The organism is Paenibacillus sp. 1A_MP2, assembly GCF_052244825.1.
In the GTDB taxonomy this organism is placed as follows: Bacteria; Bacillota; Bacilli; order Paenibacillales; family Paenibacillaceae; genus Paenibacillus; species Paenibacillus vandeheii.
Genome location: NZ_JBQQCS010000001.1, coordinates 5,882,220 through 5,897,420 on the forward strand (window position 1 = coordinate 5,882,220; position 15,201 = coordinate 5,897,420).

The following is a 15,201-nucleotide window of genomic DNA, read 5'->3' on the forward strand; positions in this document are numbered from 1 at the left end:
AGATTATTATTTTTTGGGGGGTTACTGATTCATATGAAAATCTGGAAGACTTACGTTTCACTTGTGCTAACGCTCTGTCTGTTATTTGGCAGTGTAGGCTTCGCCTCTGCTGCAACAGATACAACTTCGGGCACAGGTAAGCACATTACTATTCTACATACGAATGACATGCACGCACGCGCAGTTGAGTCCTCACCTGCGATGGGTTTCGCCAAGGTTGCTGGAATTGCGGACAAATACCGTAGCGAAAACCCAAACACCCTTCTGCTGGATGCCGGAGATGCAGTGCATGGTACAACCTTTGCTACGCTCGTTAACGGTGAGAGCATTGTCAAAGTCATGAACGAAATGGGCTATCAGGCCATCGTTCCGGGCAACCATGAATTCAACTACGGTTCCAAGCGTTTGCTTGAACTGGCGGATATGATGAATTTTCCAATGATCAGTGCCAATGTGAAGAAAAAAGACGGTACTCGTCTGTTTGAACCTTATCTTATTAAAGAAGTAGATGGCGTGAAGATTGGTATTATCGCCCTCTCCACACCGGAAACGATGTACAAAACGAACCCGAAAAATATGGAAGGTCTGGACATTACAGACCCATCTGCGGAAGCTAAAGTGCTCGTAAACGAAATTCGCAGCAAAGTCGATGTTGTTGTGGTATTGGGACACCTTGGACAAGACGCGTCCAGCACCGATACTAGCCTCAAAGTTGTGAAAGAAGTGCCTGGCATTGATGTATTCATCGATGGTCATAGCCATACGGTTCTGCAGGATGGACTTGTATCCGATAACGGAACACTGATCGCCAGCGCCGGTGAGTATACTAACTTTGTAGGTGTTATCGACCTGTGGGTTGACGGCGGTAAAGTAACCAAAAAACAAGCAACATTGATTGATGAAACCGAAGCAAAAGACATCAAACCGAATGAGAAAGTAGCCGCATTGGTGAATTCCATTCAGAAAGAACAAGAGCCTATTCTGAAAGAAGAAGTAGCCAATACAGCGATTCTGCTGGACGGCAAACGTGAACAAGTACGTGCAGGTGAAACTAACCTGGGTGACCTGCTGGCAGATGCCATCCGTGACGTCAGCAAAGCTGATATCGCACTCACAAACGGTGGCGGTATTCGTTCTTCCATTGAAAAAGGTATCGTAACCAAAGGTGATGTTATCACAGTACTTCCTTTTGGTAATCAGGTTGTAACGCTTGAAGTAAAAGGCTCTGATGTACTTGCAGCCCTTGAAAACGGTGTAGGATCTTATCCGGAACCAAGCGGTGGATTCCGCAAGTATCCGGCATGACATTCAGCATTGATTCTTCCGCTGCAAAAGGCAGCCGTGTACATTCCGTCATGATCGGCGATAAAGCCCTTGACCCGAAAGCAACGTATACGCTGGCTACAAATGATTTCACTGCTGTTGGTGGTGACGAGTACACCATGTTCGCAAAATACGCAACGTCAGGCATGTACGGTGCTATGGATGAAGCATTGATCGGATACATGCAAAAACTGGGCGCTGTTGATATCAAAACAGACGGCCGAATCAAGGAAGCAAAAGCTCCTGCGGTTCAACCGGAAGCTCCAGTAACCGAAACACCAGCACCAACTACACCGAAACCAGAGACACCAAAACCAGAAACACCGTCGAAACCGACACCAAGCAAACCAGCTCCAGCCAAAGTGCATGTTGTTAAATCCGGAGATTCCCTGTACTCCATCTCCAAACAATACGGTACAACTTGGCAAGCTCTGCAAAAGCTGAATAAAATCAAAAATCCACACTGGATCTATCCAGGTCAACAATTGAAACTGCCTGCAGCCTCTTAAGATTATCAGAGAAAAACAGCTCGAACCGATGATCTCCAGGATGCGACAGAATCAGAAATAGTTGTAGCCATCAATCCATTCCAAAGAAAGGGTGTCCCTCAAGCCATAACCGGCTGATGGACACCCTTTTCTAATTTACAAATTACTTCACCCATGGTTAATCTGCTGAGTTGTACAATTCATGTCTACGTGAATATAGCTTTGCTGCAAAAATAAATCTCTTGATTCACTTTGAGAAATCACTTCATCCCTTGTCCCCAATCATGGACTATAGAAGAAATCTCTATAATTGCCACTCTCATGCGGATATTTCACATTTGAATCGACATATTTATCGTCCATGATTTGCATATTTGCACATGCATACTTTGCTAACACACCATATCTGTAGCTCTTCTGAACAAACCTACTGTATACAGAATACAATTTTTCAAATTCTAGTTACTTGGTATGACAATACGCAAATATTGTTGCATCCTTATGTGACTATAGCCCTCTTTTTAGCGCTTTACTCCGTTACATAACCACAAGCAGCTCTTATCGCATAATATCCGGACCTATTATAGATCGTTCTATTATATAGAGACACGTGCACAGTGCCATAAGGATGGCTTTTTTTAATTCCGGACTATAAGCTGAACTTTCACCTGACTTACAGCCTCTTGTGCCGTCATACTGATTCGTTTGGATTCACCTTGGACTGCAAGAACATGTGATCCAAATTCCACTTGTCCTTCTGCCGCACCTCGACCAATTACAATTTGGACAGGCAATCCGATCAATTCCGAATCCTTGAACTTCACTCCTGGACGTTCATCACGATCATCGACCAATACACTGTATCCGGCATCTGTAAGTTGTTGTTCCAGCTGCAGCGTAAGCTCGCGCTGCTGCTCTTCCTTCCAACTCATTGGAATCAGATGTACATGATAAGGTGCGACAGCTGCTGGCCAACGGATACCATCTTCTCCGGCATATTGTTCAGCAATAGCCGCCATCAGACGAGACACACCGATCCCGTAACAACCCATTACTGGTGCGCACTGCCGTCCATTGCGATCCAGGAAGGATGCTCCCATGGCGTCACTGTACTTGGTTCCCAGTTTAAAGATATGCCCCACTTCGATTCCTTTTGTGAATACAAGCGATTCTCCACAGGTTGGGCAGCCGTCACCTTCAGCAGCGAAACGAATTCGATCTACTTTGTCCAAAGTAAAATCTATACCCGGACGTACATTCGAATAGTGTATATCGACTTCATTCGCTCCTGTAATTGCATGTTCCATAACAGCGACATCCGCATCCACTACAATCGGCAGATCCAGTCCAATCGGACCCAGGAAGCCTACAGTTAATTTCGGATGAACTGCAAGTGCAGTTTCATCAGCCAAGATCAGCTCCTCTGCACCTAGTACCTGCTTCAGAGCGATATCATTCACTTCATGATCCCCACGAACAAGCGCAGCGATTAGTTGACCATCCGCTTGATAAAGAAGCGTTTTGATCATATGCCGAGCGTCCTCACCCACAAAGGCGCTTAGCTCATTGATCGTACGTACCCCTGGAGTTTCGATACGAACCAGTGTGTCCCCTTTAGTATTCCCATCGGCTTTATCGACTGTTTTGGGGTCAGTAGAAGTATCAGCTGGTCCTGCATGATTAGCAGAAGATTCAGAAGTCTGATATCCTGCCTTCTCCAGATTTGCGGCATATCCACAATGTTTGCAGGTTACGATCGTATCTTCTCCCACATCGGCAAGTGCCATAAACTCATGGGTCTCCCCCTGACCACCAATGGTGCCTGCATCGGCTTCCACGCGAATATATTCCAGTCCACAACGCTCCAAAATGCGCGAGTATGCTGTATTCATAGCCTGATAGGTGCGATCCAGCTCTTCCCAATCTGATGCAAAAGAGTACGCATCCTTCATGATGAACTCCCGTCCCCGAAGTAATCCAAATCTTGGACGACGTTCATCTCTGAATTTGGTTCCAATCTGATAAAGTGTAAACGGCAGCTTCCGATAGGAATTAACTTCGTCACGAGCCAGTGCAGTTACGACTTCTTCATGGGTTGGACCCAGGGCGAATTCCCGTGCATGGCGATCCTTCAGACGCATCAGCTCAGGACCATACTGTGTATATCTTCCGGATTCCTCCCATAGCTCAGCAGGCTGCATGATTGGCAGCAATACTTCCTGACATCCTGCAAGGTCCATTTCTTCCCGAACGATACGCTCGACATTCAGCAAGATACGACGTCCCAAGGGCAGATAACTGTATATCCCTGCTGCGAGTTGGCGAATCATGCCAGAGCGCAGTAACCAGCGATGTCCTGCTGCATCTGCCTCTGCTGGTGCTTCACGTAATGTTGGAACAAGCATTTCACTTTGACGCATCTTGTCACACCCCTTACCTTCTATTCGTTATTGTGAATCAGGTTATAAACAGCAAAAAGACACATCCGTCAAGGGACGAATGTGTCGTGGTACCACCCTTATTTAACTGCATTTTGCCGGCTGACCTGCCATTCAATCAACAGAGCATTTGCCATAACCGGTTCCCCGTTTGCAACCTGTGCCAAACGTGAACTTACAGTCCTTCAGGGCATAACGGGCCCATCCGGCGGAGGGTACAGCCCAATTGGACATTCTCCTCCGCAGCTCGCGAGGTAGGAATAACGAAACAGCAACAGAAACCTTGCACTAAGCGGTTTCCTCTCTGCCGAAGCTGGCTAACGTCATTATGTCCTCGTTGATCGCTGTTATCATTTTGATCACCATAGTGTATTTACAAGAAATTGTCAACCATACGCTTGCCAGCTTTACGTTAAAATGAATTCCTGAGCGATGGCTGACATGGCCGTGCGTTACCTGTAATATAGAGAAATAGAAACCATGTATTAATTGATAAAGGAGTTTGTCCTATGCCATATATTATTTACGATCTTGAATTCACAGTAAGCCGCAATACACGTTACTCTTCTGAAATTATAGATATCGGTGCCGTTAAAGTAACGGAAAGTGAGAACGGCCTGTACGTTTCAGACACGTTCCATACGTATGTTCGTCCATCCAATAAATCGGTGCTGTCCGCCGATACAATTCAATTTACGGGTATTTCGCAGAAAGATATCGACGCATCTCCCCTTTTTCCGGAAGCGCTGAATCAATTTATTGCCTGGATGGGAAGTGAATCCTATTACATGTGCTCCTGGGGACCGGATGACCGCACCAAACTGATCTCTCATTGTCGCACGCATCAGCTTGATGTCGCCTGGATCACCAATCACAATGATCTTCAGCAGCAATGGTCGCGCACAGTGCGCAAAGAAGGGAAATTCCGTCAGCTTGGACTCGCTCAGGCTCTTGAGCTGTGCGGTATTGAATTCGATGGCACCCAGCATCGCGCTTTGGATGATGCTATTAATACAGCCAAAGTATTCATGCATCAATTTGACCAGTTCAACCTGGAAACCAATTGCGCCGCAGATGATGAAGGCATCACGTCCAAAGTGGTCTATTCGAGCAGTACAGAAGACGATGACAACGATTCCCCTTTTGGTAACCTGGCACACCTGTTCAAGACTAAAGAGTAACTGCATATAACGTATTTTGAACTAAGACGAACCAGCCATGAGCTACATAGAAGTTCAGTTGTATATCTCCCTCCAGCGCTCCAGACGTTCTTTCATTATGAGGCGGTATTTCTCAGGTTCCAGAATTTCGGCATCGGGTCCATATTGAGACAGCCAGGTTAGAAACCCTTGCTCATCACTCAATATGGCCTCAAACAACAATGTGCCTTCCGGTTCAATCGTCAAGATGGGGCGTGCAAAAAACTGCTCCTGCATGACACGCTCTACAGCGTGCGGCGAAAATCTGATTTTGAATGCAGTCCACTCCGTACTGCTGCCAAGTTCCCGTGGCGTACGGAAGTGAGATTGTAAAAGGTAATCATCTTTGCGGAACGTGCGTGGCAAAATCCGAACCCTGTGTAAACGATTCACTTGAAATAATGTCAGTTTCTCTGACAGGTGACAATACGCCAACAGATCAAATCGGTATTCACGCGGAATAAGACAGTAGGGATCCATTCGCACAATCCCCTTTTTACCTTGAGACAGATATTCTCCTTCAATAGTGTTCTGGGAAATTCCAGCCTGAAGCAACATCACCAGTGAATGATTCAGAAGTTCGGTACTTTCATTCTGCCATGCAGAAGTACCCACTTTGAACATCCCGCTAATTTGCTCAGACCATTCCACTCGCTCTGTTTTGTTTTTCTGACTCGAAGCAACCACTTTCTCATACGCGCTCTCAAAAGCAGGCTTCAGCAACGGACGAATATTCTCCATGACTTCTGCCAGGTGCATAAAGGCTTGAGCTTCATCATCAGACCAATTCAGCGGATACATGGCAAAGTGGCTGATAAACATGTATCCTCTCCCGTGTCCCATATTGGCGATGGGGATATGCATTGCACTGAGGGCCTCCATGTCGCGGTATATCGTCCTTTCCGTTGTCTCGCACCGCTCGGCAAGCTCACGGGCCAGAATGCCCGGCTTGGCCTGCACAAGAGTTATAATGCGCATTAATCGGATCAGTCGGTCTGTCATTTTGCCGGACCCTCCACGATGTTGTTTCAATAAATTCGATACAACTCCATCCATTTTTTATTATTATGTTGTTTAGTACATTCGACTTATTCCTTGACTTCACCTTCAAAAAATTATGTAGAAACATTCCTGGCCCTACCATCATCACTAGTTCTTTATCCCTATTCACCTAACATCGTTTTTCCGCGATTATGAGCCATGGAATTAAAAGTAATCCCGTAGTGGTACCGAAGTTTTTCAACAATTTCGGCTTCCGCATAATAATCCAGATCCTGTTTGCGAGCTGCTTCAATTAACAAAGCATCTGCGTGACGACGCAGCAGATCACTGCCCTCTTGTGTACGACCTCTTTCATAAGCGCGCAAAGCTTGTTTAATCAGAGGAACGGTTTCGTTCAATTTGATCGTCTTCTCTACCTTGGGATCTTCCGGCTGGCGCAGCATGCCCAGATGACTTGTGTATTGAATATACAACTGTTCTCTGCGCAGCAGCACTCTTTGGCTTTGTTTCAACTTTCGTGTACTCCAATAAGCTGAACAAACGGCACTTTTCCCAGATACACGAGGTCCCATGGCGAATTCGAGCAATATTTGTTTACTCTCGCCCTTGTATACATCTCCGAGTCTTAGAACCCAACCGATATCCGTTTCTTTGGAACGACAGCCATAGATACCCTTGAGCTGAATTCCAAATTCCGGTTTGAGCAAAAGTTCCAAGTCTCTCGACACAATTTTGGGTGCTATTTTCCTGAGTCTTTTGGCAGGGGCTCCGTTACGCCACTCTACCATCATATATACGGGGTCGGCTCCCCCTGTCGGTATGGCCTCTCTATTCCACGAATAAGATACTTCAAAGATTGAGTTCACTGGTAGTCTCTCCCCCGATTTATATGTATTATCTTCTAACTTATCAGGGTAAATGGACACTATATTGTCACGGAACATATGTTCGCAGGAAATTTTTCCATAATATTAGTTTTTCCTCCCTAAATCCGTGTAATTACGACAATAAACGACGAAAAAGCTTCGCAGTATGCCAAGCTTTTAGACCACTTTTATATGACAAGTCCTAACTTAAATCGCAGATGGATTAATTCCCATTTTGTGTAATTTTTGTACAGATTCAGGTTCTGTGATGGGAGCATAAGTAATACTATCGATAATCAATTCACGCCCGATGGGCTCACCATTTACAGTGATCATAATCGTTTTGGTCGTTGCAGCTTGTTCAGTTGTGTACATATATTTCTACTCCTTCGTATTCACGATCTTTATAAAAATCGGATATATTGTTTTCGCTCATTAAATTACTAATTTCGTTAATATGAATAGCATGCACCCGGAACTGAAGTAAAGGTATGATGTCATGACCGTCCGGAGTGCTGCCCTGTCCTTCTATTACCCTGTCGCTCTTAAAATTAAACAATATGCGCATGTATTGATTTATTCTCATACAGGGTAATTAAAACTACATCCACTTGAACCCATTGTCCCGGTTTTGACGTATAATGTAAGAGCCGTATTTCAACAAATGACGACGAAATCGGCAAACGATTATGTAACCGAAAGAAGGTGCCATACATGCCAAAACCCATTCAGGGTTATTTCATTCGGGTGTTATTCACCACATGTGTATTGTTTACTGTTTCTTTGACTTCTACAGTCAGTGCAGCGAATGCCAATATATTTTCCGATATCTACAGTGGATGGGAGCGGGTCTCCGAGCTTCCTGGAGAAGTAAACGCTTTGCAGGAAAGCTACAAACAGACGCTGGAGCAATTGAATCAGACCTCTGCCCAATTGGGACAAGCTCAGGCTAATGTGGAAGCATTCAAGGCCCAGAACGAGTTGCTGCTGGCGCAAAACGAGAAACTGACCGATATGGTAAGCAAATTGCAAAATGATCAGGATGCCAAAACAGCAACTGCCAAACGCATTCAGACGATGATTATCACAGCCGTTTCTCTCATATTGGGATACTTTATTCTGATTCGCGTGATGCGCTGGGGAATGCGTCGCCGTTCAGGCCGAGTATAAAAGGACAGGAGCAACCGCATGCACATACACCTGAACAATACCGAAGCTGGCAGAGCCGGACAAGTAGTTACGTTCTCACTGATCCAGGACGACCGCCTGCATATTCTACACCCCCAGCAAATTGTCGCTTTTCGCGGCCCAAGCAGCAGTCGCAATGATAAATTCATGAATATTACGGGGATATATCGCAAAAAAAAGCTGATCAAATCCGAAATTACCGGTCCTTGTCAATTTGTGGCCGCCCTGCCTCCCGGATTCACCATGAAGGAAGTTGAATTGAGTGAGAATAGCGATCTGCTGTACGACTTCCGCCACCTTTTTTTCTATTCCGATGGCGTAACGATGCATACCAAGATTCAGAAAATCAAAAACATGCTGATCACCCGGGACGCAGTCAAAATGAAATTTTCCGGCGAAGGCAAAATCGGATTGCTGACACAAGGTCAGGTCTGCCAGCAGGAACTGCACCCTACTGCACCACTCTACGTGGATGCGGGCAGTATTATCGCTTATCCCGAGAACGCGCAGCTTGAACTTACCGTGTATGGGAACCACCTTGCCAGCCAGCATATGAATTATCATTGGAAGATGACGGGCCATGGCTCGGTACTCTTTCAGGCTGGCCGTGAAAATCATCGACTGGAACAGGATATGAACGATGAAGGCTTATTTAAGCGAATATTGAAGGAAGTCATTCCTTTTGGAAATGTATTAATTAAATAAGTGCAGATATGCTCACCATAATAAAATTGTGTTATACTGTACCGGACAATTGAAGAAGAAAATCCATGCCTGTGGCATGGGAGAGGTTCGCGAACTCCCTCTATAAGACTCGACCTTCATTAAGGTTAATGTGGTCTTGCGTACTTTTTAGGTAACAACGTACGTAAAAAACTAAGGACACTAGATCGTGCCTGCTTTTTTGAAGCAGTCTACGAGAAGGTGTGTTTTTTGATGGATGCCAGTTCATGAACTTCTCTGTTCTTCCGACACTCTGTGCCTATGCGCATGGATTGATCTTAAGAAGATGGAGAGGTTTTTTTATGTTGAACGAAGAAAAAGCAGTCGTTGTATTCAGCGGCGGTCAGGACAGTACAACTTGTTTGTTCTGGGCCAAACAGCAATTTGCCGAGGTTGAGGTGGTTACCTTCGATTACGGACAGCGCCACAAGCTGGAGATTGAATGCGCTGCAGAGATCGCTCGCGATCTGGGTGTGCAGCAAACGGTTCTGGACATGAGCTTGTTAAACCAACTCGCTCCCAATGCACTCACCCGTACAGATGTGGAGATTACGCATGAAGAAGGCGAACTGCCGAGTACGTTTGTCGATGGGCGGAATCTGCTGTTCCTCAGTTTTGCGGCCATTATGGCGAAGCAAAAGGGGCTCGTCACCTCGTCACCGGTGTATGCGAAACGGATTTCAGCGGTTACCCGGATTGTCGGGATTCATTTGTGAAATCGATGAATGTTACGCTGAACCTGTCCATGGACTACCCATTTGTCATTCACACCCCACTGATGTGGCTGGACAAAGCCCAGACGTGGAAAATGGCGGATGATCTCGGTGCCTTCGATTATGTACGTGAACGCACACTAACCTGTTATAACGGGATTATCGGGGATGGCTGTGGTGAATGTCCTGCCTGCAAACTGCGCAAAGCCGGACTGGATCGCTATCTGGAGCAACGCACTAATTCTGCTACTGTTGAAACTGCGGGAGCGGACATACGATGAGAGAACCGGGAACATTTCGTATTGTGGAGCGGTTGCAGCGGATCGGGGAAGATATTCTTCCTGCACAGCTTCGCTATCATCGCAAACGTGTGCTTGTAAGCAAGGAGTTTACGTTTGACGCGGCTCATCACCTGCATTGTTATGAAGGCAAGTGCAAGAATTTGCACGGTCATACGTATAAAGTTGTTTTTGGCATTAGCGGTTATCCGGGTGAGACCGGGCTGACGGTTGATTTTGGACATATCAAGGAGATATGGAAAACACAAATTGAAGGGTATCTGGATCATCAGTATTTGAACGAAACCCTTCCCCTCATGAACACAACGGCTGAAAATATGGTCGTTTGGTTGTATGAACAGATGGAACATGCCTTGCAGACCGAACCGTATGCTGCACTGACCGAGGGTGGTCGAACGGAGTTTGTCCGCTTATACGAGACGCCAACCAGCTACGCCGAGGCAAGACGGGAGTGGATGATCGATGAGTAGTGTAGAACTAAGCAATCTCACAACGTCGACCCGTACCGATGGAACCAATGCTGCTTCTGCGGTGGAATTGGCTGATAACAAGCTTCCTCACGGACAAGACGGAAACAAAGAGGCTCGTATTCCTGTAATGGAGATCTTTGGCCCGACGGTTCAAGGTGAAGGCATGGTCATTGGGCAGAAAACGATGTTCGTCCGCACCGCGGGCTGTGATTATCGCTGCTCCTGGTGCGACTCTGCCTTCACATGGGACGGAAGCGGCAAGGACCTGATCCGGATGATTACACCGGAGGAGGTGTGGAACGAGCTGCGCCGCGTTGGCGGCTCACGCTTCTCCCATGTGACGATTTCCGGCGGCAACCCTGCCCTGCTCGCTTCGCTGGGCGGATTGGTTAAGCTGCTTCGGGAGAACGGCATCCGCACCGCGGTAGAAACACAGGGCTCCCGGTGGCAGCCTTGGCTGGCGGACATTGACGAAGTCACCGTCTCGCCCAAGCCTCCCAGCTCAGGCATGAACACCGACTGGGCTGTGCTGGATGATCTGATCCACCGACTGGCTGCTGGCCCGGTGGAACGAAGCCATAGTCTGAAGATCGTGATTTTCGATGAGACAGACCTGGATTATGCCCGCCGTGTGCATGCACGGTATCCGGGCACGGCTTTATTTTTGCAGACCGGGAACCCGGATGTCACTTCTGCCGATACGCCTGATCTGGCGTCTTCATTGCTTGCCCGTTACGAGTGGCTGATTGATCAAGTTAGTGCATCGGATGATCTGAACGACGTTCGTGTGCTGCCACAGCTGCATACTTTGGTGTGGGGCAACAAACGCGGCGTCTGATGGACTTTATGGGTGGAATGGGCGGCATGATGTAATTTTGAGAACATACAAAGGCTATGAAGGGCCTATCATATATACCGGTAAGCTTCGTGCGTCGCCGGAAATAAGGAGCGTTTACGAACCGATGAGACAACCTGATGAAATGCAAGATTTGACGCTGCTGGGCAACCAGGGCGTAAAATATACGTTTGAATATGATCCAGGCATTTTGGAAAATTTCGATAACAAGCACCCGTACCGCGATTATTTTGTCAAATTCAACTGCCCGGAGTTCACCAGCCTGTGCCCGATTACGGGGCAACCGGACTTTGCAACCATTTATATCAGCTACATCCCTGATGTAAAAATGGTAGAGAGCAAGTCACTTAAGCTGTATCTGTTCAGCTTCCGCAACCATGGAGATTTCCACGAGGATTGTGTGAACATCATTATGAACGACTTGATTAAGCTGATGGACCCGCGCTACATTGAAGTGTGGGCAAATTTACGCCGCGCGGCGGTATCTCCATCGACCCGTACACGAACTACGGCAAGCCGGGGACGAAGTACGAGCAGATGGCCGAGCACCGCATGATGAATCATGATATGTATCCGGAGACGATTGATAATCGTTAAATGGGCAGTTACATCAGTTAGGGTAGATTTAAAATAAAAAAACTCATAGATCGCACAAAAGCCGAACTCTTCTATTTGAAGAATTTCGGCTTTTGATTTTAGTATGGAAACGGAGCGTTTGCAATCAATCGTATGAATTAAACTCGCGTTCAGGCTTATGATCTCGCCTCAGTTCTTTGACTTTTTTGATGTAATGTCTCATCATAAGTGCACCAATAGATTGAACAACCACAAAAAATCCGATAGCAAAGTATAGAGACGTCGAAGCAACATATATAGTCAGAAAAGTCATGACTGCCATAAATAGAATGGTCATCGCCAAATTGCGTTTGGCAAGAACATATGGTGATAGCGATTTCATAGTAATCAGTCCTTTATCATTTCTGATTTAGTAGAACTTTAATAGTGGAACCAGTAGAGTATATCAAGATTTTACATTATATAGAGTACGTTAATTTCTTCTGTTCCCCTTGTCGCCCCTGCAAATCTGTCCTATTATGTAACAATATGCTTAGGCACATCACATCATCAGGCGCTGATCCCTCGTGACCGCGACCAAAGGAGAACTGTACATGTCCATGCAAAATTCATTACCCAAAGACGCCGCTGCGCGTTCGAAAGCTCCACCCGGATTGGATGCTCAAGGTACCGTTTATCGGATCTTAATTGCCATCAGCCTGGTTCATTTGTTCAACGACTCGATTCAGTCAGTCATTCCAGCTATTTTTCCAATTCTAAAAGACTCCATGCATCTTACATATACGCAGATCGGATGGATTTCGTTCGCTATTAACTTTACTGCGTCCATCATGCAGCCGGTTGTAGGCTGGTTTGCCGATAAAAAACCGACGCCTTCCATCCTGCCCATCGGCATGGGCTTTACCTTTACGGGCATGCTGCTGCTTGCCTTCGCCGATAGTTATATGGCCGTTCTGATCTCCGTCATCTTTGTTGGTCTGGGCTCGGCGGCGTTTCATCCGGAGGGTTCAAGGGTATCTCATATGGCCTCAGGGCCTCGTCGAGGTCTGGCGCAGTCCATCTTCCAGGTCGGTGGTAACGCAGGTCAGTCTCTGGCTCCATTGCTCACCCGCTGGATTTTCATCCCGTTTGGGTTGTTCGGTGCCATCGGATTCACAGGGATTGCTGCTGCAGGGATCGCGGTCCAAATCTATATCGCTCGCTGGTATGGACGCATGCTGCAATCGGGAGGGTATTTGCGCAGACAGGCGGCAGCCCGTCGTACACCCAATCCGGCATTGCGTAAAAAGATTGCTGCTGCCATAACCATTTTGATCCTGCTCGTCTTTGTCCGTTCGTGGTATGTCGCTTCGATCGGCAGCTTCTATGCGTTTAACCTGAAGGATACCTTCAACTTGTCCACAGAAGACGCACAGATCTATATCTTCCTGTTCCTGGCTGCCGGGGCACTGGGTACGTTCTTTGGTGGTCCACTGGCGGATCGCTTCGGCAAACGCAACATGATCTTCCTGTCGATGGCCGGAGCCGCTCCACTGGCCCTGCTGCTGCCTTACGCCAATCTATTCTGGACAGCCGTATTGCTGAGCATTATTGGGTTCATTATGTTGTCCAGCTTCTCAGTGACCGTTGTGTATGCACAAATGCTGATTCCAGGCAAAATCGGCACCGTCTCTGGTCTGATTACTGGCCTCGCATTTGGTATGGGCGGTCTGGGTGCACTCGTGCTGGGGAACTGGATCGACGTGTTCGGTGTATCTCCAGTCATGCAAATGTGCAGCTTCCTGCCACTGATCGGTATCTTCACCTTCCTGCTTCCATCGGATAAGCTGCTGAACCGCTGGGCGGAAGAGAACGGTAGCGAAGAATAATTGTTTTTTTAATGGATCAGATTTAGTGAGACCGTTAAAAAGATAAGTTCCACAAAATAAGCTGCAATGCTCAATGAAGCGAAATAGAGTTGTTAAACCAGCCGCGTGAAGCGTAACGTCAGGTGGTTAACCAACCTCGAAATGTTACCTGTTGTGTAGTTGTGCAAACGGGATAAAGCCTTGTATCATTAGGGGCTTTATCCCGTTTTTGTTTTGTCAGCGTTAGCGTCATGGACATCATTGCGAAAGGCGTTGAAGAATCAGCCGCTTTTTATATAACATCTTCCCCGCTTCGGCAACATCACGAATCGTATTTTTGTTACTCACCGAACCAAATACCATGCCGGCAATCGGAATGAGCTGGAACAGCTTTTTCCAACCAAATGATTCGCTATAGGAATTAAAAACCTCCCGCCAGCCCTGCATCTGGGAGATAACCTCTACCTGCTTGTCCGGATTATCGTAATCGGAAAGTTCATCAATAATCGCTTTCTTGCCCACAATATCAGCGGAGGAGAATTGCAGACATTTGACGATAAATATACGCTCTTGAGGCTCGTCGGGATCATATCCATAGCATAGCGCCATCTCCTGCAGCACCTTTAGGGAGAGTCCCATCACGATCGGTATATCTGCTGCAATCGTTACAATGCCGCCAATACCTGTTGCAGCGCCTTGTGCGGCAGCAAACTTGGTTCGACTGTCCGTAATGCGATCAGCAGTGCGATCCAGCACTTCAAGGGGCAAGCCTTCCACGCTGTGGATCTTCGCCGTATTTGCTGCTTCTACATCCTGTTCCATGTGATCATGTTCGTCCTTCATGGCATAACCCGATCTGGCGGATTCCTCTTGAAGCAGCTTGGCCACTTTCTTTTTCTGAACGAGAAATCTCCCGCCATTCTGCACATACTGACCAACTTCGTTCAGGGAGTCTCCAATCTTCTGTTTCAGCGCTTTAGGCATCACTTTATCCAGCAGGGCAAATGGCAAACGACCAATTTTGTCCCAAATAAACAAGTCCTTCTGCCCTTTTTCCATTTTAAAATCTGTTCCAGCTCCCGGTCCAATGTCTCGCGTGAATCCATATATGGCCTCCTAATGTTATGTGTATAGTGAATTGTATACTCCTCATACGCAGAGTTCGGGGGATGGTTGCTTCGATGTAAATCTAAGATAATCATCTTCATGGCTT

The 15,201-nt window shown here is 46.8% G+C and carries 11 protein-coding genes and 4 pseudogenes; 9 read left to right on the plus strand and 6 right to left on the minus strand.

Features of this window, described 5'->3' with window-relative positions; all coding sequences use genetic code 11:
- Positions 1-33: 33 nt before the first annotated feature.
- Positions 34-1,832: pseudogene (locus ACTWJ7_RS29110) on the plus strand (5'-nucleotidase C-terminal domain-containing protein).
- A gap of 617 nt (positions 1,833-2,449) precedes the next feature.
- Here the strand turns inward: ACTWJ7_RS29110 and ACTWJ7_RS29115 are convergent.
- A complete protein-coding gene (locus tag ACTWJ7_RS29115; protein WP_301879715.1) occupies positions 2,450-4,231 on the minus strand; it encodes a proline--tRNA ligase in 1,782 nt (593 codons plus the stop codon).
- 527 nt (positions 4,232-4,758) lie between these two features.
- On the opposite strand from ACTWJ7_RS29115, the gene ACTWJ7_RS29120 reads away from it, so the two are divergent.
- Positions 4,759-5,430, plus strand: coding sequence for a 3'-5' exonuclease (locus ACTWJ7_RS29120; RefSeq protein ID WP_285077932.1), 672 nt, complete (start codon positions 4,759-4,761; stop codon positions 5,428-5,430).
- A 54-nt stretch (positions 5,431-5,484) separates the two neighbouring features.
- On the opposite strand, the gene ACTWJ7_RS29125 is transcribed toward ACTWJ7_RS29120, so the two are convergent.
- From ACTWJ7_RS29125 to ACTWJ7_RS29135, 3 genes are all read right to left on the minus strand, one after another.
- On the minus strand, positions 5,485-6,450 hold the full coding sequence (locus tag ACTWJ7_RS29125; protein ID WP_079350999.1) for a helix-turn-helix transcriptional regulator: 966 nt from the start codon (positions 6,448-6,450) through the stop codon (positions 5,485-5,487).
- A gap of 161 nt (positions 6,451-6,611) precedes the next feature.
- Positions 6,612-7,316 carry a hypothetical protein gene (locus ACTWJ7_RS29130; RefSeq protein WP_301879716.1) on the minus strand — a complete coding sequence of 235 codons (705 nt, stop codon included), beginning with the start codon at positions 7,314-7,316 and terminating at the stop codon, positions 6,612-6,614.
- 207 nt (positions 7,317-7,523) lie between these two features.
- Positions 7,524-7,691, minus strand: coding sequence for a hypothetical protein (locus tag ACTWJ7_RS29135; RefSeq protein ID WP_301879717.1), 168 nt, complete (start codon positions 7,689-7,691; stop codon positions 7,524-7,526).
- A 339-nt stretch (positions 7,692-8,030) separates the two neighbouring features.
- Between ACTWJ7_RS29135 and ACTWJ7_RS29140 the strand changes: the two genes are divergently transcribed.
- The 6 genes and pseudogenes from ACTWJ7_RS29140 (at position 8,031) to queF (ending at position 12,162) form a co-directional block, all read left to right on the plus strand.
- Positions 8,031-8,486: a hypothetical protein gene (locus ACTWJ7_RS29140; RefSeq protein WP_024632428.1), complete on the plus strand. Its 456-nt coding sequence runs from the start codon at positions 8,031-8,033 to the stop codon at positions 8,484-8,486.
- Positions 8,487-8,504: 18 nt separating this feature from the next.
- Positions 8,505-9,209 (plus strand): AIM24 family protein, encoded by a 705-nt coding sequence (locus tag ACTWJ7_RS29145; protein ID WP_301879718.1) that lies wholly within the window; start codon positions 8,505-8,507, stop codon positions 9,207-9,209.
- Positions 9,210-9,529: 320 nt separating this feature from the next.
- A pseudogene (gene queC, locus ACTWJ7_RS29150) lies at positions 9,530-10,221 on the plus strand (7-cyano-7-deazaguanine synthase QueC).
- Complete coding sequence (gene queD / locus ACTWJ7_RS29155; RefSeq protein ID WP_285078042.1) at positions 10,218-10,709, plus strand: 6-carboxytetrahydropterin synthase QueD; 492 nt, start codon at positions 10,218-10,220, stop codon at positions 10,707-10,709. Before queC ends, queD begins: the two are co-directional and overlap by 4 nt.
- 127 nt (positions 10,710-10,836) lie before the next feature.
- Positions 10,837-11,547 (plus strand): 7-carboxy-7-deazaguanine synthase QueE, encoded by a 711-nt coding sequence (queE, locus tag ACTWJ7_RS29160; protein WP_301879805.1) that lies wholly within the window; start codon positions 10,837-10,839, stop codon positions 11,545-11,547.
- Positions 11,548-11,671: 124 nt separating this feature from the next.
- Positions 11,672-12,162 (plus strand): annotated as a pseudogene (queF, locus tag ACTWJ7_RS29165) (preQ(1) synthase).
- A 124-nt stretch (positions 12,163-12,286) separates the two neighbouring features.
- On the opposite strand, the gene ACTWJ7_RS29170 reads toward queF, so the two are convergent.
- The gene (locus tag ACTWJ7_RS29170) at positions 12,287-12,523 is read right to left on the minus strand and encodes a hypothetical protein (protein WP_301879719.1); all 237 of its coding nucleotides are present in this window, start codon (positions 12,521-12,523) and stop codon (positions 12,287-12,289) included.
- Between the two features lie 217 nt (positions 12,524-12,740).
- On the opposite strand from ACTWJ7_RS29170, the gene ACTWJ7_RS29175 reads away from it, so the two are divergent.
- Positions 12,741-14,009, plus strand: a complete 1,269-nt coding sequence (locus ACTWJ7_RS29175) for an MFS transporter (protein WP_036664443.1) — start codon at positions 12,741-12,743, stop codon at positions 14,007-14,009.
- 237 nt (positions 14,010-14,246) lie between these two features.
- Here the strand turns inward: ACTWJ7_RS29175 and ACTWJ7_RS29180 are convergent.
- Positions 14,247-15,094, minus strand: a pseudogene (locus ACTWJ7_RS29180) (EcsC family protein).
- Positions 15,095-15,201 lie beyond the last annotated feature (107 nt).